Raw genomic sequence first — 25,448 nt, 5'->3', positions numbered from 1 at the left:
CGGAGGCCCCGGACGCACGTCCGGGGCCTCCGCGCGTGCTGTCTCAGGGAGTGCCGCGCAGCGTTCCGGTGGTGAGGAAGACGGACTCCGCGGCGGCCGTGCCGATCAGCGGCAGATACGGGGAGAGGCGCTCGACCACGTACGGCAGCGTGAACAGGTCGGCGACCTGCGCGTCCCAGCCGTGCTCCGCCCACCAGCGCTCCGGCTCGGCGAGCTGCCAGTTCCAGGCCAGTCCGATCGTCGACAGGGCGTCCATGAAGGGCGCGACGAGCGGGGAGGACGAGGTCGCGGAGTTCACGCACTCGGCGCCGAACATACTGCCGGGCGCGGAGAGTTCGGTCATCGAGGCGACGACGGCCTCGACCTCCGGGGGCCGAAGGAAGTACAAGGGTGCCTCGGAGAGCCATGCGGTGGGCCTGCCGGGATCGAATCCCGCCGCCCTGAGTTCCTCCCTCCAGGATGCCGTGCCGTCGGCTTCGACGACGGTGCGGCGTCCGCAGGAGAGGCGGCTCCCGTCCAGTACGTGTTCCTTGAAGGCCAGTACGGCCGGATCCTCCACCTCGAAGACGTGCACCCCGGTCGGCCAGTCGAGCCGGAAGGCACGGGTGTCCAGCCCGGCGCCGAGCAGCACCACCTGGCGGCAGCCCGAACGGGCCGCGGCGAGGGAGTAGTCGTCGAAGAACCGGGTGCGTACCACCTGCCAGTCGGGCAGCAGGCGCTGCATCGCTCCGTCACCGGGCGGGCCCCCGTCGAACCCGGCCGCGTGCAGGAAGTCGGCGGCCCACGGGTCGCGGACGAGCGGCGCGGGCCGGAGGCACTCCGCCGCGTGCGCGGCGGCCGTCCAGAGCGCCGCGCACGGAATGCCGCCCGGGGCTGCGGCGGTCGGCGCGAACGGTGACTGCGGACGTGCGGTTTCCGGCATGGGATCTCCTTGAGGTGGGGCGGGGTGGCCGTGCGGGCCCGGATCATCCGGAGCGGCGACGGCCCAGCAGGAAGGCCGCGGCACCCAGCGCGAGCAGGCTTCCGGAGGGGCGGGTGGGCCGCTGGCCGCCCATCGCGGCGGGGGTGCGCGGCTCGTGGACGTTCAGTGCGAACTGACGGTTGGCCACGTCGGAGAGGACGCCCCGGACCTGTTCGGGACTGGTCACGGCCGCCAGCAGTAGCTCCATGGAGTTCCGGGCGAACTGGTTGCGGCCGAGGAACTCGCGGCCCAGTGCGAAAAGGATCTTCGGCACCTCCCCCTGGAACACCTCGGGCAGCGTGATCTCGGGAGCCAGGCACCGCACCGAACCGTCGAGGTTCGCGAAGGACTTGCCCAGCAGTGAGACGGCGGGCGGCGAACCGATCCCGCGCTTGGTCGCCTTGGCCAGCACGGTGGTGAGCGCGACGCCGAAGTTCATGTCCTCCAGTGAGAGATGGGAGACCTTGGGCACGAACGCGGCCATGTCGGCGGCGAACGCGGGCATGTTGGCCCACGACGTCATCCGGCCCATCTCCGCCCAGTGCTGCGCCAGCCCGGCCCCGTCGTTCTGCGCCAAGGTCATGAACAGCGGCAGCAGCTGAAGACTGGTCCTGCGGTCCAGGCGGCCGACCATGCCCCAGTCGATCAGCGTCGCGGGTCCGCCGGGAGCGGCGAAGACGTTGCCGGCGTGCGGGTCGGCGTGGAAGAAGCGATGGACGAAGTACCCGTGGTACATGAACCGCAGCAGGTCCTTGCCGATCTCCACGCGCTCGTCGTCCGTGAAGTGGGCGCGGTCGACGTGCCGCACCGACTTCCCGTCGGCCAGCGACTGGACCAGGACCCGGGGGCTGGCGTGCAGTACCCGGGGCACCTCCAGCGAACGGAACGACCGGACCTGCTCGCGGGCCTCCTCCATGTTGCGGGCCTCGCCGTTGAAGTCCAGCTCCGGCTCCATGGCGTCGAAGACCGAGCCGAGCATCGCCTCGATGTCGATGACCTCGTTGAACCGGGGAGCGACACGGGCCACGATCTTCGAAGCCCGGCGCATCAGGGCCATGTCCGCGAGTACGCCCTCGCGGATGCCGGGTCGCTGGATCTTCACCACGGCCGCGCGCCCACCGGGCAGCGTCACGCGGTAGACCTGGGCGAGGGACGCCGCCCCCAGCGGGGCGACGGTCTCGATGTCGTCGAAGCGCAGCTTCCAGTTCGGCCCGAGGTCCCGGGCCAGTACCGGCTCGAACTCCGAGAACGGCTGGACGTCGACCTCGTCGTGCAGGTTCTGCAGTTCGTCCCGGATGGACTGGGGGACCATGTCGGGCCGGGTGGAGAGGACCTGGCCCAGCTTCACATAGAAGGGACCGAGGCTCTCCAGGGCATGCCGTACCGCCTTGGCGCGGCGCTGCTCCGCCCCGACGGTAGCCTCGGCCGCGGACCCGGCGGAGCCGACGAGGCCTTCCGCCGGGGACCGCGTGTCCCGCCTCGTACGCCTCCGCAGCCGGGTCGCCTGTCCCACCTCGTCGGCCACGAGACTGCCGAGGACCCTGACCACGAGACGCAGCCGATCGCCGACGACAGACGTCATCGTGTGTGATCCTCCTCAGATCGGGACCCGGGTTCGGAACGGCGGTCGGCGTGCACCACGGAGACGGCCGGGCGGGACGGTGGCACGGCCGGTCAGCCCGAGGTCGAGGACTGTCCGCCCTGGGACGGCTGTCCGCCCTGCCCCTGCTGACCGGTCAGGCCTTGCAGGGCCGCCAGCCCCTGCTGACCGGCCTGGGCCGGCAGGTTGGTCAGGTTCTGCAGGTTCTGGACCGCCTCGAGGAGCTTGGGCAGCACCTGGAGCAGCTGGGTGAGCTGGGTCGGGAGCGCCATCAGGTCGCCCGCCCCGCTCGCCGCGTGTCCCAGGCCTCCGGCCAGCTGACCGAGCCCGCCGGCCGCGCCGCCGACCGCGGCGAGCGGATTGGCCGCCCCGCCCAGCGCGGCCAGGGGGTTGCCCGCCCCGCCCAGCGCGGCCGCGAGCGGGTTGCCGCCGCCCGCGGCACCGGTGAGCGCGGCCAGGGGGTTCTGTGCCGCGCCCGCGATGTTCCCCAGCGGGCCCGCGGCCCCCGAGGCGAGGCCGGCGAGCGGGTTGCCGGCTGCGCCGAGGGCGGCCAGCGGATTGGCGACACCCGCGAGCGCGGTCGCCGGGTTGACGGCCCCGGCCAGTGCGGCGAGGGCGTTCGGGGGCAGCCCGGCCAGCGTGCTGACGGCGTCGCCGGAGCCGCGCGACGATCCTGAGTCGTCGTCTCGGTTCAGGAGGTCGTCGAAAGCCTCCTTCCAGCTGTCGGTCATATCACCGACCAAATCCTTGCAGATGTCCTGGATGTTCTTGCTGTTGCCCATGAGTGTGGTCCCTTTCCGTTTCTCTGCGATGGGGGAGGTGTGGGTTTCGGGTTTTATCGGGCGCAGCCTTACAAGGCTTTCGCGCAGACGTTTTTCAATCGCGCGCGGCCCCTGGTGAAGGCGGCTTCGGCCGCCTTTACGGAGATGTTGTGTATGCGGGCGAATTCCGCAGTGGAAATACCTTTGGCGCGGGCGAGTATGACCTCCTGCTCCCGCCCCCGCAGGTGTTGTACTTGGCCGAGCAGCCATCTGCCGAAGTCCTCGTCGCAGACGTCGTCCTCGGTCATGCCGGGGGTGTCCGCGAGCGCCGCGCGCTGGAGGAGTCTGCTGCGACGCTCCAGGTCACGGTAGAAGTCGATGCAGAGGCGAAGCGCCACGGACGTCAGAAAGGCACCGAGTCGATTCCTGTCCAACGCGGCGTGGGCGGCTGCGCGGGCCATGGTTTCCTGAACGCAGTCCTCGGCGTCCTGAAAACTTGGTAGTCTTCGCCGAACCAGCCGCATGAGGCGGTCCTGATGCTGGAAGATGTCTTCCCAGGAGCATTCAGCGGGCGATTGGCAGGTGGAATGTCGCACCATCGTGGATTGCAGCCCGTTGTCTCTCGGATCGAGCAGGGAGAACCGTGGCCGACTTTCCATTTGTCGGCCATGTGGTTTTCCTACCCGAGGCCCTGGAGCGGCAAACCGGAATATTCACCTCCGGCAGTCGGCAGGAATGTTTTTTCGCGCTCATTTCCGAGGAGCGGGCCGCCGTGCCCAGTCGCGGTTCCAGTTGAGCCACATGTCCCGTACGGTCTGGTGCACTTGGGAGCTGCCGGCGCGCAGCTCGGTGGTGTACGCCTGGAGCGCTTCCTTGCCCACGAGCCGCGCCCCGCCGGTGAAGTAGGAGCCCCGGACGTGCCGCGGTGAGCGGTACTTGCCCCACAGCAGGATCTTCATCAGCGGCCAGAGGGTGAACACCCCGGACGGGCACCGGTCGTCGGGGTCGAGGGTGCCCCACACCGTCGGTGCCAGTCCGCTCTCGCCCAGCACCTCGTAGATGCGTGCGATCGCCTGCTCCTTCGTCAACTCGCCCGCGCGATAGGCGAGTACGGCGTCCCGCGACTGGTCGAACATCCGCTCCACCCACGGGTTGTCCATACCCTGGAGACCTCGGTACGGCGGCATCTCCAGCATGTCGAAGCAGGCCGGGTCGTGCGTCTTCTCGAACGTCACGGCGACCTGGTTCTGGGCGTTCGTGCCGTACAGCGTGGTGATGGTCCACACACGGTTCCAGGCGTTCCACAGGTCGAAGTCGTCGAAGGCGATGTAGCTGCAGGACACCAGGTCGTCGTAGAACCGGAACATGCGCTTGGTCCAGTGATCCAGGTACGCGAACCGGGAGGTGTCGAAGTCGTCCTGGCGCACCGCGTCGATCAGCCGGTGGCTCAGCGCGTTCAGCGCCATCACGGTCACGGCGAGACCGCTGGAGAAGAGCGGGTCGATGAAGTCACTGGCGTGCGGCAGCAGGCACCACCGGTCGCCGACCACCTTCTGCGAGGCGAACTGGGTGCGGTCGGTGGACACGTACGGCCGGACCGCCCGCGCCCCCTCGAACTGCCGGGCCACACTGGGGAACCGGCGCACGTACCGCCAGAACTCCTCCTCCGCCGAGATGTCCTCCGGCCGGGGGTGCTGGTCGAGATCGAGGTTGATGCCGACACTGCACAACTGGTTCGTGCTGGTCGAATGGTTGTCGAAAGGGATGACCCAGAACCAGCCGCCCGGGAACATGTGATGGAGCGTTCCCTGGCTGAACGGGCTGGGCATGCCGTGCTGTTCACGCGAAGGCGCCACGGCGTCGAAGGGGCGCACGTCCACCATGTGCGTGAAGATCGTGCGTGACCTCGTGCGGTAGGGCGGTTCCTGCCGCAGCCCGAGGCGCTCGGGCAGGACCGCCCGCATGCCGCCGGCGTCGACCACGTACGAAGCCCGGAAGGTGCCCCGGTCCCGGGTGACGAGCGTCGCGCCGTCCTCCTCGAACTTCACGTCGTCGACCATGGTGTGGGTGTACGCGGTCACGCCGTAGGACACGGCGACGTGGAACATGTACGCGTCCACGTCCTGCCGGAAGTAGTGCGAGTCGGGACCGAGCGGGGGTCCCCAGGTGGGGTACTGGGTGCACTCGTCGGGCCGGGTGGGCTCACCTTCCCGGTGGTAGATGAAGCTGAAGTTCCGCTTGACCCCGCTGTTCGACGACACGTGGCGGCGCAGTGCCGCGTTGGTCGCCAGGTGCTCGAGTTCGGGGACGTCGTAGCGGCGGGCCAGGACCCGGAGGCCGAACGTGGTCTCGGGGACGGTGGACTCTCCGATGGCGAACCGGGGGTGGCCGCTGCCTTCGAGCAGCAGCACGCGCACGCCGTGACGTGCGAGCACGGTCCCCAGCATCGTCCCGCCGATGCCGCCTCCGACGATGGCGACATCGAAAACACGCTGGTCTTCTTGCATGTCTGCGGTTCCTTTCGCGACGGGAAGAGCGAGTCGCCGGGCTCCCTGGTCACCGGTGGGTGGCGGGGGAGCCCGGCAGCACCCGGCGCAGCCCGCAGGCCAGCACCCGGGCGGAGAAGGACACGGCGAACCCGGGGGTGGGCGCCAGCCCGGCCAACGTGCGCCGGTCACCGGGTACTTGCCGCTCGCCGCGCCCGGTGACGTCCAGCCACACGCCGAAGTGCAGCAACCGCGCCTCGGGTCCGGCGTCGCGTGCGGGGAACGGCCGCATGTGCTCGCGCACCGCACGTGTGAGGGTCGTGCGCCGCACCGTGCCCACCTGCTGCCGGGCCAGGAAGTGGTCGAGCAACTGGGCGGAGAGGCAAGGGAATCCACCGCGACCGAGCGGAGTGCGCCCTACCAGCCCGGCGTCGTGGAACGCCGCGGCGGCCAGCAGGCCGACCCGGTCGTAGGCGGTCCCGTGGGTCCGCGCACAGGCGTCGGCCAGCAGGAACGTCCGCAGGGAGTGCACGGCGACGTGGGGTGGCAGGAGCCGGCACATCTCCGTCAGGGCGGCGCCCGCGAGAGGGTGCCCGAGCAGCTCCGCGAGGGCCGGGCGGCCGAGCAGCGGCTGCCACGCCCCGGGCAACGCCTTCGGTGGAACGGAGTGTGAACTCGCCCCGTTGTCACCGGGATCGGGGACCTCCGGCGTCTCGGGCCCTGCGGCCATGGCTCAACCCCCCTTGCCTCGCGACCCATTGGCTGTGTCCGTCTCATCTGTCTTTACGCTCGGGCCGCCCCCGCCCCCCGTTTCCCAACGCCTGGTCCCCGTCAGCGCGTTGGTGCGCAACCGACGGCGCGCGATTTTGGCAACGCGCTCCGGGCGTACGTTCCGGCCGTCCCTTCGGAGCCGCGGCCTGTTCGAATGAATGAGCCCTACTCACCCGTGGTGGTGGAGTGGGTGCGGTGACGGCCGAGAGGATGCGCCCTGTGCTCCCACTGGTGGAAGATTTCTGTAATAGACCTCGTGAGGTGCGGGGAGTGTTCAGGGCAGTACCGAATCTCGCCTGTGCTGAAATGCGGTGTTGGTATGGCCAGTTTCCCGATCACCGACGATTTGCGACTTCCGACGGAGATCGATGCGTCGTCTCTGCCGGATGTTTCCGAAGGACCGCCCGAGAGAATTCTGCTGACGGGAGCCACGGGATTCCTCGGCGGCTTCCTGCTCGCCGACCTGCTGGAGGTGACCGACGCTCGAATCCACTGCCTGGTGAGGGCGGAGTCGGCCGCGCAGGCCCGGGAGCGGCTCGCCGGTCAGTTACGCGCCCGGGATGTGCCGGTGCATCACATGTCCCGGGTCGACGTCGTGCCCGGCAGCCTGGCGAAGCCGCGTTTCGGCTTGACCGACGAGGAGTTCTCCGGCCTCTCGCGCGGCATCGACGTCATTTACCACTGCGGTGCTTGGGTCAATCTTCTGGCGAGTTACCCGATCCTGCGCGGTTGCAATGTGTCGGGAACCCAGGAAATCCTGAGACTGGCGACCCGGACCCGCCGAATTCCCGTGCATTACATTTCGACGATGGGGGTGATCCCGGCGGCGCGCGAGGCCGGGACCGGTGTCTCCGGTTACTGCGCCACCAAATGGGTCGCCGAGCAGTTGGTCGCGCAGGCCGCGGACCGCGGATCGCCCACGATGGTGCACCGGCCCGGTGTGATCCTGGCGGACTCGCGCACCGGCCTGGTGGGGAAGTCGGACTGGTTCGTCCACCTGACGACGGCGAGCATCCGCGCCGGCTGCGCCCCCGATCACCCCGGTCTCCTGCCGGTGGGCACGGTGGACTTCACCAGCCGCGCCATCGTCGACCTGTCCCTGAGCCGGCGTGCCCGAGGACAGGTGTTCCACGTGATCGATCCCGACCCGCTGCCCTTCCGGTCGTACTTCCAGGGCTTCGCGGACGCGGGTGTCGACCTTCCGCTCGTTCCCTTCGACACCTGGCTGGAGCGGCTTCGCGACCTGGGTGACGAGGTCCCCCGCAGCACCATGCGGCTGGCCGGCGAGACCCTCCGGCAGATGATCCCGGCCCCGGGGCAGGACACCGCCGGCCCCACCGCGGCGTCCACGCACCGCGCCCCGCCCGTGCTCGACTCCGACTACTTCCGCAGGGTGCTCGCGTTCCTGAGCCGCGACGTCATGCTGCCCGTCCAGTGACCCACGCGCGGCCCTCACCTCCCGTGCACCCCTCCTCGCATCTCATCAGCTGGAGTTTCCGCATGTCTCCTTTCACTCTGGAAGACCTGACGGCGATGGTGGCCGAGATCGCCGGCGCCGAAGCGGCCCGGGCGCTCTCGGAGCAGCCGCCCGACGCACCCTTCACCTCGTTGGGGTTCGACTCGATGGCCGTCATCGAACTGGCCGAGCGGATCCAGGAGCGCTACGGCGTTCCCATCCCGGACGAGGCGGTGCACGACCTGCGCACCGTCCGGCGGACCCTCGAGTACGTGAACGGCCGGGCAGCCGTCGCCGCGTCGGACGGAGCCCGCTGATGGCCCGGGGCACGGGACGGCTGACCGGCATCGGCGTCTACCGCCCCGGTGGCCAGCTCACCAGCGCCGAACTCGACACCAGGTTCGGCCATGAGGAAGGCTGGATCGAGCAGATCACCGGCATCCGGACCAGGCTGAAGGCCGACCCCGACGACACCTTCGTCGAGATGGCCGCGCAGGCGGCGGACAAGGCCCTGGCCCACGCGGGCGTGCTCGCCGAGGACCTGGACTGTGTCCTGTTCTCCTCCGCCAGCAGCGTCGGCCAGGCATCGTGCCGGGCCGCCAGTCTCACCCACCGCATCGGAGCCGGCCGGGCCGGCGGTTTCGACATCAACGGCGGTTGCGCCGGGTTCAGTTACGGGCTGACCCTGGCCTCCGGGCTCATCGCCGCACAGCAGGCGCGTCAGATCCTGGTCGTCGCCGCCGAGCGGCTGAGCGACATCACCGACCCCGACGACTGCGGGACCGTCATGGTCTTCGGCGATGCCGCCGGGGCCGCGGTGGTCAGCGCCGCCGAGCACGGCGGGATCGGACCGGCGGTGTGGGGAACCCACGGCGCTGGTGAGCCCTGGATGACCAGCGCCCCGCCCAAACCCGATGCCGCCCGCCCGTACATGCACATGGACGGCACCCGGGTGGTCCGCTGGTTCGGTTCGCACATGCCGCAAGTCGCCCGGGACGCACTCGACGCGGCCGGGCTCACCTGGGACGACATCGGCGCCTTCGTGCCGCACCAGTGCAACGGGCGGCTGATCGACGCGATGGTGCGCCGACTGCGCCCGCCCGCGCACGTGGCGATCGCCCGCAGCATCGTCACCGACGGCAACACCAGTTCGGCGTCCATCCCGCTGGCCCTTGAGTCATTGCTCGCCTCGGCCACCGTACGGCCCGGCGACAAGGCGCTGCTCCTGGGCTTCGGCGCCGGGCTGACCTGGTGCGCCCAGGTGGTCGAACTTCCGTAAGGAGCACCACATGAACGTCGCGTCCGCGTCCCCCGCGGTCGACCTCGGGCCCGCCGGCGAACCCGAAGCCGGTGTCGTGGCCCGTCCCCTGTCCCGTCTGTCCGACGCCGATCTCGGCACCCTGCTGATGATCCGCCACTTCGAACTGGCCGTGCTGGAGCTGTTCTCCCAGGGCCGGCTGCACGGCACCACGCACACCTGCCTCGGCCAGGAGTACATCCCGGTCGCGCTCTACCCGCTGCTGGACGAGGGCGACTACGTCTTCAGCAACCACCGCGGGCACGGCCACTACCTGGCCCGCTTCCACGACCCGCACGGTCTGCTCGCGGAGATCATGGGGCGGGCCGGTGCCGTCTGCCACGGTGTGGGCGGCAGCCAGCACATCTACCGCGACCGCTACCTGTCGACCGGCGTACAGGGCCAGAGCCTGCCCGTCGCCGTGGGAGTCGGCCTGCACCTGAAGCGGGCCGAGCCGGGCCGGATCGCGGTGGTCCACATCGGCGACGGCACCTGGGGCGAGGGCGCCGTGTACGAGGCGCTCAACATGGCGCAGCTGTGGCAGGTCCCGGTGCTCGTCGTGGTGGAGCACAACGGGATCGCCCAGTCGACACCGACCGAGCGGCAGATGTCCGGCACCGTCGCCACCCGGGCGGCGGCCTTCGGCGTCGGCCACCTGCGGATCGACTCCGTGGACGTGACCGACGTACGCGCCGCCCTCGCCCCCGTGGTCGAGCAGGTCCGCGACCGGCACCGGCCGTACGTGGTCGAGTGCGTCACCCACCGCGTGGGCCCGCACAGCAAGGGGGACGACACCCGCGCGGCCGAGGTCCGTGAGCGAGCGGCCCGGCACGACTGGTACCGCCGCTACCGACAGGACCATCCCGCACAGTTCGCCGCCGCCGACCAGGAACAGGCGGAGGCCGTCGCCGCCGTCGTACGAGAGGTCGGCGCGCGTCCGGCGTCCCGATGGGAGGCCCGATGACCAGGCGCCAGCGCGTGGCCGAGAACCTCAACAGCGCACTGCACCACCTCCTCGGCGCTCACTCCGGCACCTATCTGATCGGCGAGGACGTCGCCGACCCCTACGGTGGCGCGTTCAAAGTGACCCGGGGGCTCTCCGACCGCTTCCCGGACCGGGTGCTCTCCTCACCGCTGAGCGAAGGCGGCATCGCCGGCGTGGGCGCGGGCCTGGCCCTGGCCGGCAACCGGTCCGTGGTCGAGATGATGTTCTCGGACTTCGCCGCGCTGGCCTTCGACCCGCTGCTGAATTTCGCCGCCAAGTCCGTGTCGATGTACGGCCGCAGGGTCCCGATGAGCATGGTCGTCCGCTGCCCCACCGGCGGCAACCGCGGGTACGGTCCGACGCACAGCCAGAGCCTGCAGAAGCACTTCCTCGGCATTCCCTCGCTGCACCTGCGGGAAGTCTCCCCGTTCCACGACAACCAGCGCGTCCTGACCGCGATGCTCGACCGCGAGGAGCCCGGTGTGCTCTTCGAGGACAAGGTGCTCTACACCCGCGCCATGTACCGGGCGGGGATCGTGGACGACCTCTTCCGCTACGAGGTGCTGGCCGATCCCAGCGAGACCGCCCGGGTGTTCGCGCCGGACTGCGGGCCCCCCGACTGGATCGTCCTGGCCCCGGGCGGGCTCACCGAACGGGCCGTCACCGCCCTGCGCACCCTGCTCCTCGAAGAGGAGATCACGTGTGAACTGCTGGTGCCCTCCCAGCTCTACCCCTTCGACAGCAAGGCGCTGCTCCCGGTGCTGTCCCGTGCCGACCGCATCTGTGTCATGGAGGACTCCACGGCCGACGGGACCTGGGGCGAGCTGCTCGCACAGCAACTCCACGAGCAGCTGTGGAGCCGGCTGACCCGCCCGGTGCTGCCGCTGAGCGCCGAGCCGAGCATCGTACCGACCGCGGCGCACCTGGAGCACGACGTGCTGCTCCAGCCGTCCACCATCCACCGCGCGATCATGGAGGCGACGAAGTGATCGGCATCGAGCTGCCCACGCTCAACACGAACGACTCCAGCTACACCCTGGTCGAGTGGCTCGTCCCCGACGGCAGCAGCATCGAGGGCGAGGAACCGCTGGCGGTCGTGGAGACCTCCAAGGCCAGTGAGGAGATCGAGAGCACCGGCCCCGGGATCCTGCACGTCCTCGTCGGCGGCGGCCAGGACTGCAGGCCGGGGCAGACCATCGCCTACCTCTTCGAGTCGGCCGAGGAGCGCGACTCCTACCGGGCGTCGGCCGCCACCCCGGCGGCGACATCCACGTCCCCCGACACGGAGCTGAACATCACCAACGCGGCCCGCGCCCTCGCCGACCACCACGGCGTGGCCGAGGCCGAGCTGCGCGGTCTCGGGCGCACGGTCGTCCGTACGGCCGATGTCGAGGCCCTGGTGCGGCGGGCCGCGTCGGCGCCCGCCTCCGCCGAGCGCCAACTGTCCAAGCAGCAGCGGACGGTGGGGGCGGTGGTGACCGAGTCGATGCGGACCGTTCCGGCCGCGGCCGCCTACGCCAAGGTCGAGGTCGGACAGGCGGAGGAACTGGCCCGGCAGCTGTCCGAGCGCACCGGCAGTTTCGTCTCCCTGCCCGTCCTGCTGATCAAGGCGGTGGCGCGCCGGCACGCGGCGCACCCCCTGATGTTCGCCGCGCTCACCGACGACGGCGGGGTACGCGAGAGCGAACGGGCCCATGTGGGCGTCACCATGGACGCGGGCCGAGGTCTGTACACCCCGGTGGTGCACGACGCCGCCGAGCTGAGCAGCGACCGGATCGCCGACCTGCTGACCGGCTTCCGGAGCAAGGCGTTCCGGGGCACGTTCCAGGCCGCCGAACTCGCCGGGGCCAACATCATGGTCGCCCCGCACACCACGGAGGGCATGGTCCTGGCCACCCCCATCGTCTTCCCCGGCCAGACCTGCGTGATCTCCATCGGCGCCGTCGACGACCAGGTGCTCCTGGACGCGCAGGGCACCCCTCGCACCCACCGGTTCGTCCACCTCGGCCTGGTCTACGACCACCGGGTGGTCAACGGCAGGGACGCGATGGCCCTGCTCGAGGACGTCAAGGCGGAACTGGAGGCACCGGCCGCGCTCGGCTGACCGCCGACCCGCCACCACGGAGCCCCGCCACCGCGGGACACCACCACTACGGAACCCCACCACCACGGACCCCCACCACCCCGGGGTACCGCCCGTCGGACCGGAAAGGACACCCCTGACATGACCACCGACACCACCCCCCACAGCCGCGCCTACGACCTGCTCGCCTCGGTTCTCAGCGAGAAGTTCGAAGTGCCCCCCGAGGCCATCGTCCCCACCGCGACCTTCGAGCAGCTGGACCTCGACTCGCTGGCCGTGGTGGAGCTCTTCGTCGTACTCACCGAGGAACTCGGCATCGAAGTACAGGACGGCGAGGCCGACCCGGACCTCACCCTGGCCGGCGTGGCCGACGTCATCGCCCAGGCCGTCAAGTCGTGACCGGCGCCCGGCCCGACGTCGCCGTCACCGGGATCGGCCTGGTCACTCCGGCCGGCACCGGCCGCGAGGCCACCTGGGACGGCGTGTGCGCGGGCCGCCCCACCGCCCGGTACGTCCCCGAACTCAAGGGTCTTCCGGTCGACTTCGCCTGCCTCGTACCGGACTTCTCCCCCCGCGGTCACGTCCCCGGTTCACGCCCCTGGCAGTACGACCGCTTCACCCAGTTCGCCCTAAACGCCGCCCTGGAGGCGGTCTCCGACGCCGGCCTGGACCCGGCCGACTGGGACGCGGACCGCGTCGCGGTGGTCTTCGGCAGCTCGGCCGGCGGCACCGGCACCATGCTGGAACAGCACCGCAAACTGCTCGACCAGGGCACGGCGCGCGTCTCACCGATGCTGCTGCCGATGTTCCTGCCCAACATGGCCACCGGACAGCTCACCATCCACCTGCGCGCCCGGGGCCCGGCGCTGTGCACGGTCACCGCCTGCGCCTCCGGCGCCACCGCCATCGGCACCGCCCTGCAACTCCTGCGCTCCGGGGCCTGCGACATCGCCGTCGCGGGCGCCTCCGACGCGGTCGTACAGCCCCTCTGGGTCACCGGCTTCGACCGGATGGGCGCGCTGTCCCGCCGCGGCGACGACCCGCGGGCCGCCTCCCGGCCCTTCGACAGCGCCCGGGACGGCTTCGTCATGGCGGAGGGCGGCGCGGCCCTGGTCCTGGAGCCGGCGACTGCGGCCAGGGCCCGCGGACGCCCCGGCTACGCTCTGCTGGCCGGCTACGGAGCATCGTCCGACGCCCACCACCCCGTGGCACCCGACCCCGAGGGCAAGGGCGCCGCCCTCGCCGTGCGGCGGGCCCTCGACGACGCCGGCGCCCGCCCCGCGGACGTGCAGCACATCAACGCGCACGGCACCAGCACGCCGCTCAACGACGCCGCCGAGGCCCGTCTGATCCGTCGCCTCTTCCCTCACCAGCCCTCCGTGACCTCGGTCAAGGGCACCCTCGGCCATCTGCTCGGCGCGGCCGGGGCGGTCGAAGCGGCGATCACCGCGCTGTCCGTGGCCCACGGCCGGGTGCCCCCCGTGGCCAACCTCGAAAAACAGGAAGGAGACGCCGAGATCAACGCCGTCACCGGCACCAGCCGGGCGCAGCCCGTCGACCTCGCCCTGAGCCATTCCTTCGGCTTCGGCGGCCACAACGCCGTACTCGCCTTCAGAAGCTGCCCCACCGAACCGGCCCGGGAGCCCGCCGCTCCTTCGTCGTGAGCATGTCCGGTCAGGCCGGCTCGATCGGCCGCGGAATTCCACGGACGGGAGCCTGAGGAGTCGACGAACTCCGCGCCGTTCCCCGACGCAAGGGAGAAGACCGTGAGTTTCCTCAATCCCCGGATCCCCGGTGCCGACTCGGACGACGTCGTCACGGACATCACCGAGACCCCGCACCGCCCGGTGCGGTCGCGCGGGCCGGCGGAGCGCAGGTCATCGCGACCGTCGACGTCCGGCGGGGGACGACTGGAACGCCCCGCCCACCGCGGAGCATCCGCGTCCGGTGGTGCTCGTGCACGGCACCCCCCGGCAACCGGGGCTGCACCTGGAACACGGCAGCACCGCTGCTGCGGCAGCACGGTCACCGGGTCTTCCGGCTCGACTACGGCCACCACGGCAACCCCGAGATCTTCGGCCTGGGCGACATCAAGCACTCCGCCCGGCAGCTCGCGGACTTCGTCGACGAGGTGCTGCGGCGGACCGGCGCCCAGCAGGTGGACCTGGTCGGCTTCTCGCAGGGCGGCATGATGCCGCGCTACTACCTCAACGCCCTGGGCGGAGGGCCCAAGGCGCACAACTTCGTCGGCATCGCGCCCAGCAACCACGGAGTCACGGCACAGGGGCGGATGAACCTCGCCCGCCAGATCGCCGGCGCGGTGGGACTCCTCGAACAGGGCGCCGTCGGGGAGGTCGTGCCGGCCTGGCCGCAACTCCAGCACGACCACCCCTTCCAGCGCGAGCTGGCCGGTCTCGGCGAGACGACGGAGGGCGTCCGCCACACCGTCATCGCCACCCAGTACGACGACGTGGTCACTCCGTACACGTCGTGCGCCCTCGCGAAGACCGAGGGTCGCTAGGTCAACAACATCGTCCTGCAGGACATCGACCCGGACGACCACACCCCGCACGTGAGCATGCCCTACAACGCGACCGTGCTGAACGAGGTCCTCAAGGCCCTGGCCGACTGAGCCCTGCTGCCGTCCAGGAGAACACGGGCGACCAGCGCCGGGTCGTCGTTCATCGGGACGTGGCCGCAGCCGGGCAGCCGTACCAGGCGGGCCCGCGGAATGGCGTGCTTGGCGCGTATGCCCTGCCGCGGCAGGAGCAGCCGGTCCCGGTCGCCCCACGCCACGGTGACGGGGACACCGGGCACGTCATCGGTGAACAGCACGCCCCGTCCGGCCCGGAGCGTCTCGGAGAACCCCTGCGCGTGGGCGAGCGCCAGCGTCTCGGCGACGACCGCCTCGGGGGAGCGGCGGCCGGGGCGGGCGTAGATCGTACTCGTCAGCGCGGTGCGGCCGACCGCGGTGCGGGACAACCGCTCGACCAGGGGGAGGGGCAGGCTCCGGGCGGTCCGGCGCATCCCCAGCAGGACGCCGAAGGCGTAGCGCCGCTCGGCCTGCGTCCAGAAGCCGGCCGGGGACAGGGCCGTCACCGACCGCACCAGGTTCTCGCGGCCGAGCTCCAGGGCCAGCAGACCGCCCAGCGAGTTGCCGGCCACGTGCGGCCGGTCGAGCCCCAGCGCCGCGCAGAAGGCGCCGAGCACCGCGCTCGTCGTCGGCAGATCGTGCGGCAGGCCGTGCGGCAGCGCGGACGACTGCCCGAACCCCGGCAGGTCCACGGCTATCACCTCGCGTTCGGTCGCGAGGATGTCGACCACCGGGTCCCAGGCCTGCCGGTGGTGACCTATGCCGTGCAGCAGTAGCAGCGGCTCGCCCTCGCCCACGCGCGCGTAGGCGAGGGTGATGTCCTGCGGGCCGTGCTCGGTGGGGGCCGTGAAGGAGAGCGTTGCGGACATGGGGCTCCTTGTCGGGAACACGTGTTGCGGGAACACACGTCTACGGGAACGGATGTCTTCGGGAACAAATGTCTTCGGGAACAGATGAACGATGGCGTTGCGTAGACACCTTGTCAGTAAGAGCTACCGACGGGTAGACCCCGGTCGTCGGTCGGCTTCGGGTGGGGCGATTCCGCCTGGACACGGCCGCACGCGTCCGCTGGGATGGAACGGTGACCACCGAAACCGCGACCGATGTCTTCGAAGAGCACCGCCCCGTCCTCCTGGGGGTCGCCTACCGCATGCTGGGCCGCCTCGCCGACGCGGAGGACGTGGTCCAGGAGGCCTGGCTGCGCTGGTCCGGCGCCGACCGCTCCGGTGTCCGGGAGGCGCGCGGGTACCTGGTGCGCGTCACCACCCGCCTCGCCATCGACCGGCTGCGCCAGATCAAGTCGCGGGGTGAGACGTACGTCGGCCCCTGGCTGCCGGAGCCCTACGCCACCGACTTCGGGGACGCCGTACCGGACACCGCCGAGCGGGCCGTGCTCGCCGACTCGGTGTCGTTCGCCGTGCTCGTCGTCCTGGAGTCGCTGTCACCGCTGGAGCGGGCGGTCTTCGTCCTGAGGGAGGCGTTCGGCTACCCGTACGCCGAGATCGCCGCGATGCTGGAGCGCGGTGAGGCCGCGGTGCGCCAGCTCGCCGGACGGGCACGCAAGCACGTCGACGAGCGGCGGCCCCGCTACGACGTCGACCCGGCGCAGCGCCGGGACCTCACCGAACGCTTCCTCGCCGCCGCGACCGACGGCGACCTGGAAGGGCTGATGGCGCTGCTCGCGCCCGACGTCCGGCTGGTCGGCGACAGCGGTGGCAAGTCCAAGGCGCCCCTGCGCGTACTGGAGAGCTCCGACAAGGTGGGCCGCTTCCTGCTCGGCGCCGCACAGAAGGGGATCCCGGACTTCTCCTTCCGCCTCCTGGAGCTCAACGGCGGCCCGGCCCTGCTGGCCCTGTCCGGCGGCAGGCCCGACTCCGTCTTCCAGCTGGACGTGGCCGACGGGCGCATCCAGTCGGTGTACATCATTCGCAACCCCGACAAACTGCGCTCCCTGGACACCCCCTAGGGCAGGCAGCCGGCCGCGCCATCCGCCCCTCCGCCACGGATCGAGCCCCCGTCCCGCGACGGGGGCTTCGCCGTCCTGTCGCGGGATTGGTCTTGACCAAGGGTGTGGGCCGTTTTATGGTCGCAGAGAACTGCAACAACCTTTAATAAACAAGGGCGTCAAAACGCCGCCGGACCACGGCGATTGCGGAGGACAGGGTGGGGACCACGCAGTTGGAATCGGTGCCGGAACCGAAGTACTGGCACCTCAGGACCGTGCTCAGCGAGGCCCTGGACTCGGAGTTCTCGGTGGGCGAGGTCCTGCCCAACGAGCGCGACCTCGCCGCCCGCTTCGGCGTCGCCCGCGCCACGCTCCGGCAGGCCCTGGAACAGCTCGAACTGGAAGGCAGGCTCCAGCGCCGCCGCGGCGTCGGTACGACCGTCGCCCCGCCGCGCGTGGGCGTGGCCGTCGGCACCGAGCGCCACGCCTGGCCCGGAACGGCCGAGGACGCCTGGGAACCGGCCGACTGCGTGCCGGCCGCTCCGCCCGCGGCCGTCGCCGACGCCCTGGGCACCGGCCGGGACGAACACGTGCACATCGTCCGCCGCTCCCGGGTGTCGCACGGCCAGCCCGTAGCGGCGGAGCTGCTCTACATCCCGCCCTCCTCCGTGCCCGACCTCACCGCCATCGACGCGCCCTCCGGCGCCGCACGCGCGCGGGTCGTGCTCCGCGAACTGCAGCGCGGAGAGCTGGAGCGGCGGGAGAGCGCCGTGGAGCTGGGGTCGGCCGGAGCGGAGGCCGCGAAGGAACTGGACCGGCTCCCGGGAGCGCCCGTCCTCGTGGTCACCACCCGCTACCTCGCCGAGGGCCGCACCGCCGCGCTCTCCGTCGCCACCTACCGCGCGGACACCTGTCGGCTGACGTTCGGGGACTTCGGCGACGTGGAGATCCACCACGGCCCCGAGACCCGCGCCTCCTGAGCCCCGGACGGCCCCGGACACCTCCCGCCGGCCGGACCCGCCTCCGCCGTGGCCCGGCGCGGCTCAGCGCCGGGCCGTCGCCCCCTCCACCGCGAACAACTGCTCCTCCACATGGTCGAGGGCCAGCCGCAGCGAGCCCGTGGCCACGGCGGCCTCGCCGAGGAGCGACAGGGCCACCTTCGGCGGGCGCAGGCAGTAGCGGGCCAGCTCCCGGCGCAGCGGCTCCAGTACGCCGTCCAGCCCGGCCGCCCAGCCGCCGACGACGACGAGTTCCGGGTCCAGGGCCAGCACCAGTGCCGCCACGTCGTGCACCAGCCGCTGGATGAACCGCTCGACTGCCGCGCGGGCCCGCTGGTCGCCCTCACGGGCCTCGGCGAACACCCGGGCGACCGCCTGCTCGTCCAGCGGGTGCAGCGGCCGGCCCGTGGTGGACAGCAGCGTCTCCGGCGTCACGTCGCGCCCCAGCAGATGCAGCGCGCCGATCTCGCCGGCCGCCCCGCCGTACCCCCGGTGCAGCCGCCCGCCGATCAGCGCCCCGGCCCCCGGGCTCAGCCCGGCCAGCACGAACACGATGTCGTCGGACTCGGTGGCGGCGCCCTTCCAGTGCTCGGCGACCGCCGCCGCGTTCGCGTCGTTCTCGACCAGCACCGGGCACTTGAAGGAACGGCTCAGCCGTTCGCCCAGGCGCAGGCCGGTCCACTCGGGCAGCGCGGTGCTCAGCCGCACCGTGCCGTCCGCCTCGACGATCCCGGGCGTCGCCGCCCCCACGGCCCGCAGCGAGCCGCGCGCGACACCCGCCCGGCGCAGCAGTTCGGCGACCGCGGTGCGCAGCCGCTCCAGCCGCTCGTCCGCCGTGGCGGTCTCGTCGACGTCCTTGGCCTGGGCGCCGATGACCCGGCCGTCCAGATCGGACAGGAGCGCGGCGACGCGGTGCGAGCCGATCTCGAGACCCAGCAGATGCCCGGCCTCCGCCCGGAACCTGAACCGCCGCGCGGGCCGCCCCTGCCGTCGGGCCGTGCCCTCGTCGGCCGCCGCCTCGACGACGAGACCGGCCTCGATGAGCCCCTCGACGACGCCCTCGACGGTCGGCCGGGACAGCCCCGTCACCCGGGTGATCTCGGTCAGCGTCGCGCAGTCCGTGGCACGCAACGCGTGCAGCACCACAGCGGAGTTGATCCTCCGCAGCAGCGACGGATCTCCACCGGTCAGCCCGCCCAACGTCCGTCCTCCCAGCTCGTGCGCGTGTTGGCCGGATCGTACTCGGCCCGCTCCGCCCCGGCGAGTGCCGGTCCGCCCGTGCCCGGACGGCCGGAGTGCCTCACCCCGGCGCCACGAAACCCGACTCGTACGCCGTGATCACCGCCTGCGTGCGGTCCCGTGCCCCCAGCTTCGCCAGTACCGAGCTCACGTGCGACTTCACCGTCTCCGTGCCGACGACCAACCGGGCGGCGATCTCCGCGTTCGACAACCCGCGCGCCATCAGCCGCAGCACCTCGTCCTCCCGCTCGGTCAGCTGCGCCCGCTCCAGCACGGCGCGCGCCGCGCGGTTCCCGCCGCCGTCGCCGTACTCGGCGGCGAGCTGCCGCACCGAGGCCGGGAACAGCAGGGACTCGCCCTCGGCGATCAGCCGCACCGCGTGCACGATCTCGGCCGGCCTGGCCCGCTTCAGCAGGAACCCGTCGGCGCCCGCGCGCAGCGCCTCGTACACGTACTCGTCGTTCTCGAAGGTCGTCACGACGAGGATCTTCGGCGGATCGGTCACCGTCCGCAGCAGTGCGCGCGTGGCCTCGATGCCGTCCAGCAGCGGCATCCGGACGTCCATGGCGACCACGTCCGGCCGTACCTGCCGCACCAGTGGAATGACCGCCGCCCCGTCGGCCGCCTCGCCGACCACCTCGATGTCCGGCTGCGCCTCCAGCACCGCCCGCAGGCCCGCGCGTACGAGGGGTTCGTCGTCGACGAGGAGCACTCTGACCGGCATCCGGCCAGCGTAGATCAGCCGGGCGGCAGCTCGACGCGCACCTGCCAGTCACCGGCTTCGTCGGGTCCCGTGTGCGCCCGCCCGCCCAGCAGCGCGGCACGCTCCCGTATGCCGCGCAGCCCGCTGCCGCGTCCGGGCGTGACCCTCCTCCCGTCCGGCAGCGGATTGCGCACCTCCAGGGTGAGCGCGCCGTCCGCCACCTCGACGCGGACCCGAGCGGGCACCGCCCCCGCGTGTCGCAGCACATTGGTCAGCGCCTCCTGGAGGATGCGGTAGCCCTCGCGGGAGACCGGGCCCGGCAGGGCCTCCACCGGTCCCGTGATCTCGGCGTCGATCTTCGACCCGGATGCGCGGGCGGACTCCAGCAGACGGTCGGCGTCCGTGAGCGTCGGTCTGCTGCTCAGGGGCCGCTCCGCCTCCCGCAGGACGCCGAGCACCCGCTCCAGGTCCTCCAGGGCCGCCCTGCCGGTCTCCTCGATCGCGGTCAGGGCCCGGTCGGTGAACTCGGGGCTGTTCGCCGCGCGGGCGGCCCCCGCCTGCACGACGGCGACGGTCAGCGCGTGGCCGATGGAGTCGTGCAACTCGCGGGCGACGCGGTTGCGTTCCAGGAGTTGTTCGGTGCGTTCCTCCAGGGCGCTGAGCCGTTCGGCGGCGGACGGTCCGAGGAACGCGCGGGCGCCCGCCGTCGCCAGGACGCCGAGGCCGACCACGGCGCCGTACGCGGCGAGCAGAGGGAGCGGCGCGAGGAGCGCGTACGCCCAGTGCGGCGCGGCGTCGCGCAGGACCGGGATGTCGCCGATCCGGTGTCCCAGGGCGAGCCGGACCAGGTCAACGGTGAGAATGGGCAGCCAGACGCAGACGCCCGTGGTCAAGGCACCCAGCAGCATGCGCAGTTCCAGCCACACCACGGTGCGCAGCCGGTCGCGCCAGGTCGCCGAGGGCGCGACCGAGAAGGCGGAGTCCTCGGAGCCGGGCGTGAGAAGCAGCCGGGCCTGCACGCCCTCGCCGGTCCGCACGGCCGGGATGAAGCCGACCGGGACCAGCACCGCCGCGGGCACCCACAGCTTGGTGTCGTCGATGAGCGCCCACACGCTCACCACGAGCATGGGCACCCACAGGTGCAGCAGCCGTGTGTACGTCGTCCCCCGAAGCAGCGGGCGCAGAAAGCGGACCATTCCGTCATCCTGTCAGCCGCCACTGACAGCACACCTCCCCCGCACGGGGGAGACGATCTCCACGTGCGGGGGAGGACCCGCCCCCGCACCGACCGGCACGCTGCAGCCATGACCAGCATCGACGTCCAGAACCTCACCAAGGAGTACGGCACCCGACGAGCCGTCGTCGACCTCACCTTCACCGTGCACCCCGGCCGGGTCACCGGCTTCCTCGGCCCCAACGGCGCCGGAAAGTCCACCACCATGCGGCTCGTCCTGGGCCTCGACCGGCCCACCTCCGGGACCGCGACCGTCGGCGGACGCCCCTACGCCACCCTCCACGAGCCGTTGCGGCACGTCGGCGCCCTGCTCGACGCGCAGGCCGCCCACGGCTCCCGCACCGCCCGGGACCACCTGCGCGTCCTGGCGGCGAGCAACCGCGTACCCTCGCGCCGGGTCGACGAGGTGATGGAGGAGACGGGCATCGCGTCGGTGGGACGCCACCGGGTGCGGACGTACTCGCTGGGCATGCGCCAGCGGCTGGGCATCGCCGCCGCCCTGCTGGGCGACCCCGAAGTGGTGATGCTGGACGAGCCCTCCAACGGACTGGACCCCGAGGGCATCATCTGGGTCCGCGGACTGCTGCGCCGGCTCGCGGCCGAGGGACGCACGGTCCTGGTCTCCAGTCACCTGATGAACGAGACCGCGTCCTTCGCCGACCACCTGGTCGTCCTCGGCCGGGGCCGCCTGCTCGCCGACACGCCGATGCGGGAGTTCATCGACGCGCGCGTGCGGCCGCGTGTCCGCATCCGCACCTCCGACGCCACCGCGCTGAAGAGCGCCCTCGCCCGGCACGGCCACGACGCCGTGGAACACGACGACGGGTACTGGACCGTGCACCACGCGCGCGTGGACGACATCGGCCGGATCGTGTCCGGCGCGGGCGTACCCCTTCTCGAACTGGCGTCGGACGAAGGCACGTTGGAACAGGCCTATCTCGACCTTACGGCCGCCGAGGCCGAGTTCACCGCACAGCCCCAGGAGGCCTGACCATGTACTTCACGCCCGTACTCCGCTCGGAGGCGCTCAAGGTCCGCACCCTGCGCTCGCTGTGCGGCACCCTGCTGGCCCTGTTCGCGGTCACCACCGCCTTCTCCGCGCTGGCCGGGGTCTCCGACACCTCCGACCCGGACTTCGACCCGTTGTTCATGTCCCTCTCCGGCGTCATGCCCGGCCAGATCGCCGCCATCGCCTTCGGGGCCATGGTCGTCTCGTCCGAGTACCACGGCAACGGGATCCGGCTCTCCCTGGCCGCCGTTCCACGGCGCGGTCGGTGGTTCGCGGCGAAGCTCGTGATCGTCGCCGTACCGGCCCTCGCCGTGGGGCTGCTCACCGCGTCCGTCGCCCTCGTCGCGGCCCGGGCGGGCCTCGGCTCGGCGGCGAGCGGACTCACCGTCGGCGAGCAGGTGCGGGGCGTCGTGGGCTGCGGCATCTACTTCATGCTGATGGCCCTGCTCGCGGCCGGCCTCACCGCCCTGTTCCGCAGCGGCCTGGCCACCCTGTGCACCCTGATCCCGTTCATCCTCATCATCTCCTTCGTGGTCGGGGACGTGGCGGGTGGCGCCACGGACTTCCTGCCGGACAAGGCGGGGCAAGTCGCCCTGTATCAGACGCACGAGGGAACTCTGGGGCCCTGGGCGGGACTCGCGGTGACCGCGCTGTGGGCGACCGCGGCCCTCCTCGCCGGCGCCTGGCGGCTGCGCAGCCGGGACGCCTGACCTCGCCGACGGCTGACGCCCCGCCAATTGTCAGTGGCGGCCGGTTTACTGGACGGCATGGACATCGCGCGGCACATCGCCCTCATCGACGAGCTGTGCTTCCGCCCCTTCCCGGCGGAGCACGGCCCGTCGGCCGGGGGCGCAGGGGAGCCGGGCCACTTCGTGGCGGTGCTGGAGAGCAGCCATGGCCTGCGCGGCGGCGACCCGGGGGAGCGGGCGGTGACGGTGGAGCAGTACGAGAAGTACCGCGACGCTCTCTGCGAGCGCCTCGCCCCGCGCTGGGGGGAGACGGACCCCTGGAACCTGCGGACGGTCCTGCTGCGGACCGAAGCGGAGGACATACCCGAGCCGTGGGCCGGTCTCAGCGCCCGCGCGGACGTGGCGTACCTGTGGGAGGCGGAGGGCGCCGGCCGGTGGGTCGCGGTGGCCGTCGCCGACCGGGACGAGACGGACGAGGTGCGGCTGCTGGCCGTCGTCACGGAGCAGGCGCCACCGTGACCGCTCCCCACGCCCGCACCTACGCGTCCGTCTCCGCCTCCGCCGCGACCCGCAGCCGCGCGAACTCCTCCGCCATCGTCTGCGCCGTCCAGTGCGCGTTGAGCCCGCTGGGGTTGGGCAGCACCCACACGCGCGTGTCCCCGATCGTCCGCTCCTGCGGACCCACCTGCGCCTTCCGGTCGTCGAACGCCGCGCGGTACGCGGTGACACCGACCACGGCCAGCCAACGGGGCCGCAACCGCGCCACTTTCAGCGCCAGCAGCCGGCCGCCCTCGCGGTACTCCTCGGCGGTCAGCTCGTCCGCCCGCGCGCTGGCCCGCGCGACGACGTTCGTGATGCCGAGCCCGTACGACGGCAGCTCACCCTGCTCCGACGGCTTCAGCAGCCGCGGCGTGAACCCGGACAGGTGCAGGACCGGCCAGAAGCGGTTGCCGGGTCGGGCGAAGTGGTGGCCCGTCACCGCCGTCATCAGGCCGGGGTTGATCCCGCAGAACAGCACCTGGAGACCGTCCGCGACGACGTCCGGTATGAGACGGTCGCGGGCGGCCTCCAGCTCGTCCCTGGTGAAGCGCGTCAGAGGATGGCTCCGGGGGTGTAGCCCGCGGCCGCCGGGTGCTGCTTGACGATCTCCTCGATCCGGCCGACGAGGACGCCGACCTGGTCCGCCGCGGCGCCCGTGAAGGACAGCTTGTCGGCCATCAGCGCGTCCAGCCCGGTCCGGTCCAGCGGGATGCGCTCGTCGGCGGCCAGCTTGTCGAGCAGCTCGTTGCGCTCGGCGCCCTGCTCGCGCATCGCCAGCGCGGAGGCCACGGCGTTCTCCTTGATCGCCTCGTGCGCGACCTCGCGGCCGACGCCGGCCCGCACCGCGCCCATGAGGACCTTGGTGGTGGCGAGGAACGGCAGGTAGCGGTCCAGCTCCCGGGCGACGACGGCCGGGAAGGCACCGAACTCGTCGAGCACGGTCAGGAACGTCTCCAGCAGCCCGTCGAGGGCGAAGAACGCGTCGGGGAGGGCCACGCGGCGCACCACCGAGCAGGACACGTCGCCCTCGTTCCACTGGTCGCCCGCCAGCTCGCCGGTCATCGACGCGTAGCCGCGCAGGATCACCATCAGGCCGTTGACGCGCTCGCAGGAGCGGGTGTTCATCTTGTGCGGCATCGCCGAGGAGCCGACCTGGCCGGGCTTGAAGCCCTCCGTGACCAGCTCGTGCCCGGCCATCAGCCGGATCGTCTTCGCCAGCGAGGACGGCGCCGCCGCCAGCTGCACCAGCGCGGTGACGACCTCGTAGTCCAGCGAGCGGGGGTAGACCTGGCCGACCGAGGTGAACGCCTGCGAGAAGCCCAGGTGCTCGGCGATCCGCTGCTCCAGCTCCGCGAGCTTGCCCGCGTCCCCGCCGAGCAGGTCCAGCATGTCCTGGGCGGTGCCGACCGGCCCCTTGATGCCGCGCAGCGGGTAGCGGCCGAGCAGCTCCTCCACCCGGCCGTAGGCGACGAGCAGCTCGTCGGCGGTGGTGGCGAAGCGCTTGCCCAGCGTCGTGGCCTGCGCGGCGACGTTGTGGGAGCGGCCGGCCACGACCAGCTCGGCGTACTCGCCGGCCAGCTTGCCCAGCCGGGCGAGGACGGCCACCGAGCGGTCGCGGATCAGCTTCAGCGAGAGCCGGACCTGGAGCTGCTCGACGTTCTCCGTCAGGTCGCGTGAGGTCATGCCCTTGTGCACGTGCTCGTGCCCGGCGAGGTCGTTGAACTCCTCGATCCGCGCTTTCACGTCGTGCCGCGTGACCTTCTCGCGCTCGGCGATCGAGGCCAGGTCGACCTGGTCGAGGACGCGCTCGTAGTCGGCGAGAGCGGCGTCGGGCACCTCGATGCCGAGGTCCTTCTGGGCCCGCAGCACGGCGAGCCAGAGCTGCCGCTCCAGCTTCACCTTCTGCTCGGGCGACCAGAGCGTGGCGAGCTCGGCGGAGGCGTAGCGTCCGGCGAGGACGTTCGGGATGCGGGGCTTGGCGGGAGCGGAAGTCACGTAAACGGATTCTACTGGCGATTCGTGCAGGCCAGCGCCGCGGGGTTGTTCGTCGGAAGCTACGAAGGTCCCCCGGAAGCTACGAAGATCCCCCGGGCGGCTG

General features: G+C 71.7%; 26 protein-coding genes. 14 read left to right on the top strand and 12 right to left on the bottom strand.

The annotated features are described in order from the left end of the window. Positions 1–43: 43 nt before the first annotated feature. From ACIQ6R_RS13880 to ACIQ6R_RS13855, 6 genes are all read right to left on the bottom strand, one after another. The gene (locus tag ACIQ6R_RS13880; protein ID WP_404221173.1) at positions 44–922 is read right to left on the bottom strand and encodes an SAM-dependent methyltransferase; all 879 of its coding nucleotides are present in this window, start codon (positions 920–922) and stop codon (positions 44–46) included. Positions 923–965: 43 nt separating this feature from the next. Then, entirely contained in the window at positions 966–2,543 is a 1,578-nt protein-coding gene (locus tag ACIQ6R_RS13875) for an ABC1 kinase family protein (protein WP_404221171.1), read from the bottom strand. Between the two features lie 92 nt (positions 2,544–2,635). Further along, on the bottom strand, positions 2,636–3,343 hold the full coding sequence (locus ACIQ6R_RS13870) for a hypothetical protein (protein WP_404221169.1): 708 nt from the start codon (positions 3,341–3,343) through the stop codon (positions 2,636–2,638). Positions 3,344–3,411: 68 nt separating this feature from the next. Next, on the bottom strand, positions 3,412–3,981 hold the full coding sequence (locus ACIQ6R_RS13865) for an RNA polymerase sigma factor (protein WP_404221167.1): 570 nt from the start codon (positions 3,979–3,981) through the stop codon (positions 3,412–3,414). A 90-nt stretch (positions 3,982–4,071) separates the two neighbouring features. Next, on the bottom strand, positions 4,072–5,829 hold the full coding sequence (locus ACIQ6R_RS13860; RefSeq protein WP_404181052.1) for an NAD(P)/FAD-dependent oxidoreductase: 1,758 nt from the start codon (positions 5,827–5,829) through the stop codon (positions 4,072–4,074). A 49-nt stretch (positions 5,830–5,878) separates the two neighbouring features. Then, entirely contained in the window at positions 5,879–6,538 is a 660-nt protein-coding gene (locus ACIQ6R_RS13855; RefSeq protein WP_404221165.1) for an HD domain-containing protein, read from the bottom strand. Positions 6,539–6,835: 297 nt separating this feature from the next. Between ACIQ6R_RS13855 and ACIQ6R_RS13850 the strand changes: the two genes are divergently transcribed. The 9 genes from ACIQ6R_RS13850 to ACIQ6R_RS13810 all read left to right on the top strand — a co-directional run bounded on the left by ACIQ6R_RS13850 (position 6,836) and on the right by ACIQ6R_RS13810 (position 14,921). Next, a complete protein-coding gene (locus ACIQ6R_RS13850) occupies positions 6,836–8,017 on the top strand; it encodes a thioester reductase domain-containing protein (RefSeq protein ID WP_404221163.1) in 1,182 nt (393 codons plus the stop codon). 62 nt (positions 8,018–8,079) lie between these two features. Next, entirely contained in the window at positions 8,080–8,352 is a 273-nt protein-coding gene (locus ACIQ6R_RS13845; RefSeq protein WP_404181041.1) for an acyl carrier protein, read from the top strand. Continuing rightward, a complete protein-coding gene (locus ACIQ6R_RS13840) occupies positions 8,352–9,314 on the top strand; it encodes a ketoacyl-ACP synthase III (protein WP_404221160.1) in 963 nt (320 codons plus the stop codon). Before ACIQ6R_RS13845 ends, ACIQ6R_RS13840 begins: the two co-directional genes overlap by 1 nt. A gap of 10 nt (positions 9,315–9,324) precedes the next feature. Next, the gene (locus ACIQ6R_RS13835; RefSeq protein ID WP_404221158.1) at positions 9,325–10,296 is read left to right on the top strand and encodes a thiamine pyrophosphate-dependent dehydrogenase E1 component subunit alpha; all 972 of its coding nucleotides are present in this window, start codon (positions 9,325–9,327) and stop codon (positions 10,294–10,296) included. Next, a complete protein-coding gene (locus ACIQ6R_RS13830) occupies positions 10,293–11,306 on the top strand; it encodes an alpha-ketoacid dehydrogenase subunit beta (RefSeq protein WP_404221155.1) in 1,014 nt (337 codons plus the stop codon). Before ACIQ6R_RS13835 ends, ACIQ6R_RS13830 begins: the two co-directional genes overlap by 4 nt. Continuing rightward, positions 11,303–12,421 (top strand): 2-oxo acid dehydrogenase subunit E2, encoded by a 1,119-nt coding sequence (locus ACIQ6R_RS13825; protein WP_404221153.1) that lies wholly within the window; start codon positions 11,303–11,305, stop codon positions 12,419–12,421. Before ACIQ6R_RS13830 ends, ACIQ6R_RS13825 begins: the two co-directional genes overlap by 4 nt. 120 nt (positions 12,422–12,541) lie before the next feature. After that, positions 12,542–12,799 (top strand): acyl carrier protein, encoded by a 258-nt coding sequence (locus tag ACIQ6R_RS13820; protein WP_404221151.1) that lies wholly within the window; start codon positions 12,542–12,544, stop codon positions 12,797–12,799. Next, a complete protein-coding gene (locus ACIQ6R_RS13815; RefSeq protein ID WP_404221149.1) occupies positions 12,796–14,064 on the top strand; it encodes a beta-ketoacyl-[acyl-carrier-protein] synthase family protein in 1,269 nt (422 codons plus the stop codon). Before ACIQ6R_RS13820 ends, ACIQ6R_RS13815 begins: the two co-directional genes overlap by 4 nt. A gap of 215 nt (positions 14,065–14,279) precedes the next feature. Beyond that, positions 14,280–14,921 (top strand): esterase/lipase family protein, encoded by a 642-nt coding sequence (locus tag ACIQ6R_RS13810; RefSeq protein WP_404221372.1) that lies wholly within the window; start codon positions 14,280–14,282, stop codon positions 14,919–14,921. 62 nt (positions 14,922–14,983) lie between these two features. Here ACIQ6R_RS13810 and ACIQ6R_RS13805 read toward each other — a convergent pair whose 3' ends face one another. Then, positions 14,984–15,862, bottom strand: a complete 879-nt coding sequence (locus tag ACIQ6R_RS13805) for an alpha/beta fold hydrolase (protein WP_404221147.1) — start codon at positions 15,860–15,862, stop codon at positions 14,984–14,986. 212 nt (positions 15,863–16,074) lie between these two features. On the opposite strand from ACIQ6R_RS13805, the gene ACIQ6R_RS13800 reads away from it, so the two are divergent. Together ACIQ6R_RS13800 and ACIQ6R_RS13795 are read left to right on the top strand one after the other, a co-directional pair. Then, a complete protein-coding gene (locus tag ACIQ6R_RS13800; RefSeq protein WP_404221145.1) occupies positions 16,075–16,959 on the top strand; it encodes an RNA polymerase sigma-70 factor in 885 nt (294 codons plus the stop codon). 197 nt (positions 16,960–17,156) lie between these two features. Further along, positions 17,157–17,918 (top strand): GntR family transcriptional regulator, encoded by a 762-nt coding sequence (locus tag ACIQ6R_RS13795; RefSeq protein ID WP_404221143.1) that lies wholly within the window; start codon positions 17,157–17,159, stop codon positions 17,916–17,918. A gap of 63 nt (positions 17,919–17,981) precedes the next feature. Here the strand turns inward: ACIQ6R_RS13795 and ACIQ6R_RS13790 are convergent, their stop codons facing one another. From ACIQ6R_RS13790 to ACIQ6R_RS13780, 3 genes are all read right to left on the bottom strand, one after another. Further along, complete coding sequence (locus ACIQ6R_RS13790; RefSeq protein ID WP_404181009.1) at positions 17,982–19,136, bottom strand: ROK family transcriptional regulator; 1,155 nt, start codon at positions 19,134–19,136, stop codon at positions 17,982–17,984. A 100-nt stretch (positions 19,137–19,236) separates the two neighbouring features. After that, positions 19,237–19,899 (bottom strand): response regulator, encoded by a 663-nt coding sequence (locus ACIQ6R_RS13785; protein ID WP_404181006.1) that lies wholly within the window; start codon positions 19,897–19,899, stop codon positions 19,237–19,239. A 14-nt stretch (positions 19,900–19,913) separates the two neighbouring features. Next, positions 19,914–21,074 (bottom strand): sensor histidine kinase, encoded by a 1,161-nt coding sequence (locus ACIQ6R_RS13780; RefSeq protein WP_404221141.1) that lies wholly within the window; start codon positions 21,072–21,074, stop codon positions 19,914–19,916. Between the two features lie 108 nt (positions 21,075–21,182). Here ACIQ6R_RS13780 and ACIQ6R_RS13775 point away from each other — a divergent pair, with 108 nt between their 5' ends. The 3 genes from ACIQ6R_RS13775 to ACIQ6R_RS13765 are packed head-to-tail and all read left to right on the top strand — an operon-like array spanning position 21,183 to position 23,329. Beyond that, positions 21,183–22,103 carry an ATP-binding cassette domain-containing protein gene (locus ACIQ6R_RS13775; RefSeq protein WP_404221139.1) on the top strand — a complete coding sequence of 307 codons (921 nt, stop codon included), beginning with the start codon at positions 21,183–21,185 and terminating at the stop codon, positions 22,101–22,103. Positions 22,104–22,105: 2 nt separating this feature from the next. Then, positions 22,106–22,831: an ABC transporter permease gene (locus ACIQ6R_RS13770; protein ID WP_404221137.1), complete on the top strand. Its 726-nt coding sequence runs from the start codon at positions 22,106–22,108 to the stop codon at positions 22,829–22,831. 57 nt (positions 22,832–22,888) lie between these two features. Continuing rightward, positions 22,889–23,329 (top strand): hypothetical protein, encoded by a 441-nt coding sequence (locus tag ACIQ6R_RS13765; RefSeq protein WP_404221135.1) that lies wholly within the window; start codon positions 22,889–22,891, stop codon positions 23,327–23,329. 19 nt (positions 23,330–23,348) lie between these two features. On the opposite strand, the gene mug is transcribed toward ACIQ6R_RS13765, so the two are convergent. Beyond that, a complete protein-coding gene (gene mug, locus ACIQ6R_RS13760) occupies positions 23,349–23,906 on the bottom strand; it encodes a G/U mismatch-specific DNA glycosylase (protein WP_404221370.1) in 558 nt (185 codons plus the stop codon). Next, on the bottom strand, positions 23,903–25,345 hold the full coding sequence (purB, locus tag ACIQ6R_RS13755) for an adenylosuccinate lyase (RefSeq protein WP_404221133.1): 1,443 nt from the start codon (positions 25,343–25,345) through the stop codon (positions 23,903–23,905). The genes mug and purB overlap by 4 nt, the downstream gene beginning before the upstream one ends. Between the last annotated feature and the right edge of the window lie 103 nt (positions 25,346–25,448).

Origin of the sequence: Streptomyces sp. NPDC096048 (assembly GCF_044763415.1) — a bacterium.
GTDB lineage: Bacteria > Actinomycetota > Actinomycetes > Streptomycetales > Streptomycetaceae > Streptomyces.
The sequence above is the reverse complement of the archived record's forward strand: the minus strand, read 5'-3'. Positions and strand labels throughout refer to the sequence as shown.

What these genes read in the sequence shown, in the direction of transcription:
- ACIQ6R_RS13780 (WP_404221141.1), bottom strand. Translation starts at nt 21,074, where the DNA reads ATGGTCCGCTTTCTGCGCCCGCTGCTTCGGGGGACGACGTACACACGG.
- ACIQ6R_RS13820 (WP_404221151.1), top strand. Translation starts at nt 12,542, where the DNA reads ATGACCACCGACACCACCCCCCACAGCCGCGCCTACGACCTGCTCGCC.
- ACIQ6R_RS13835 (WP_404221158.1), top strand. Translation starts at nt 9,325, where the DNA reads ATGAACGTCGCGTCCGCGTCCCCCGCGGTCGACCTCGGGCCCGCCGGC.
- ACIQ6R_RS13880 (WP_404221173.1), bottom strand. Translation starts at nt 922, where the DNA reads ATGCCGGAAACCGCACGTCCGCAGTCACCGTTCGCGCCGACCGCCGCA.
- ACIQ6R_RS13870 (WP_404221169.1), bottom strand. Translation starts at nt 3,343, where the DNA reads ATGGGCAACAGCAAGAACATCCAGGACATCTGCAAGGATTTGGTCGGT.
- ACIQ6R_RS13855 (WP_404221165.1), bottom strand. Translation starts at nt 6,538, where the DNA reads ATGGCCGCAGGGCCCGAGACGCCGGAGGTCCCCGATCCCGGTGACAAC.
- ACIQ6R_RS13765 (WP_404221135.1), top strand. Translation starts at nt 22,889, where the DNA reads ATGGACATCGCGCGGCACATCGCCCTCATCGACGAGCTGTGCTTCCGC.
- ACIQ6R_RS13860 (WP_404181052.1), bottom strand. Translation starts at nt 5,829, where the DNA reads ATGCAAGAAGACCAGCGTGTTTTCGATGTCGCCATCGTCGGAGGCGGC.
- ACIQ6R_RS13830 (WP_404221155.1), top strand. Translation starts at nt 10,293, where the DNA reads ATGACCAGGCGCCAGCGCGTGGCCGAGAACCTCAACAGCGCACTGCAC.
- ACIQ6R_RS13775 (WP_404221139.1), top strand. Translation starts at nt 21,183, where the DNA reads ATGACCAGCATCGACGTCCAGAACCTCACCAAGGAGTACGGCACCCGA.
- ACIQ6R_RS13770 (WP_404221137.1), top strand. Translation starts at nt 22,106, where the DNA reads ATGTACTTCACGCCCGTACTCCGCTCGGAGGCGCTCAAGGTCCGCACC.
- ACIQ6R_RS13805 (WP_404221147.1), bottom strand. Translation starts at nt 15,862, where the DNA reads ATGTCCGCAACGCTCTCCTTCACGGCCCCCACCGAGCACGGCCCGCAG.
- ACIQ6R_RS13840 (WP_404221160.1), top strand. Translation starts at nt 8,352, where the DNA reads ATGGCCCGGGGCACGGGACGGCTGACCGGCATCGGCGTCTACCGCCCC.
- ACIQ6R_RS13845 (WP_404181041.1), top strand. Translation starts at nt 8,080, where the DNA reads ATGTCTCCTTTCACTCTGGAAGACCTGACGGCGATGGTGGCCGAGATC.
- ACIQ6R_RS13865 (WP_404221167.1), bottom strand. Translation starts at nt 3,981, where the DNA reads ATGGAAAGTCGGCCACGGTTCTCCCTGCTCGATCCGAGAGACAACGGG.
- ACIQ6R_RS13785 (WP_404181006.1), bottom strand. Translation starts at nt 19,899, where the DNA reads ATGCCGGTCAGAGTGCTCCTCGTCGACGACGAACCCCTCGTACGCGCG.
- ACIQ6R_RS13875 (WP_404221171.1), bottom strand. Translation starts at nt 2,543, where the DNA reads ATGACGTCTGTCGTCGGCGATCGGCTGCGTCTCGTGGTCAGGGTCCTC.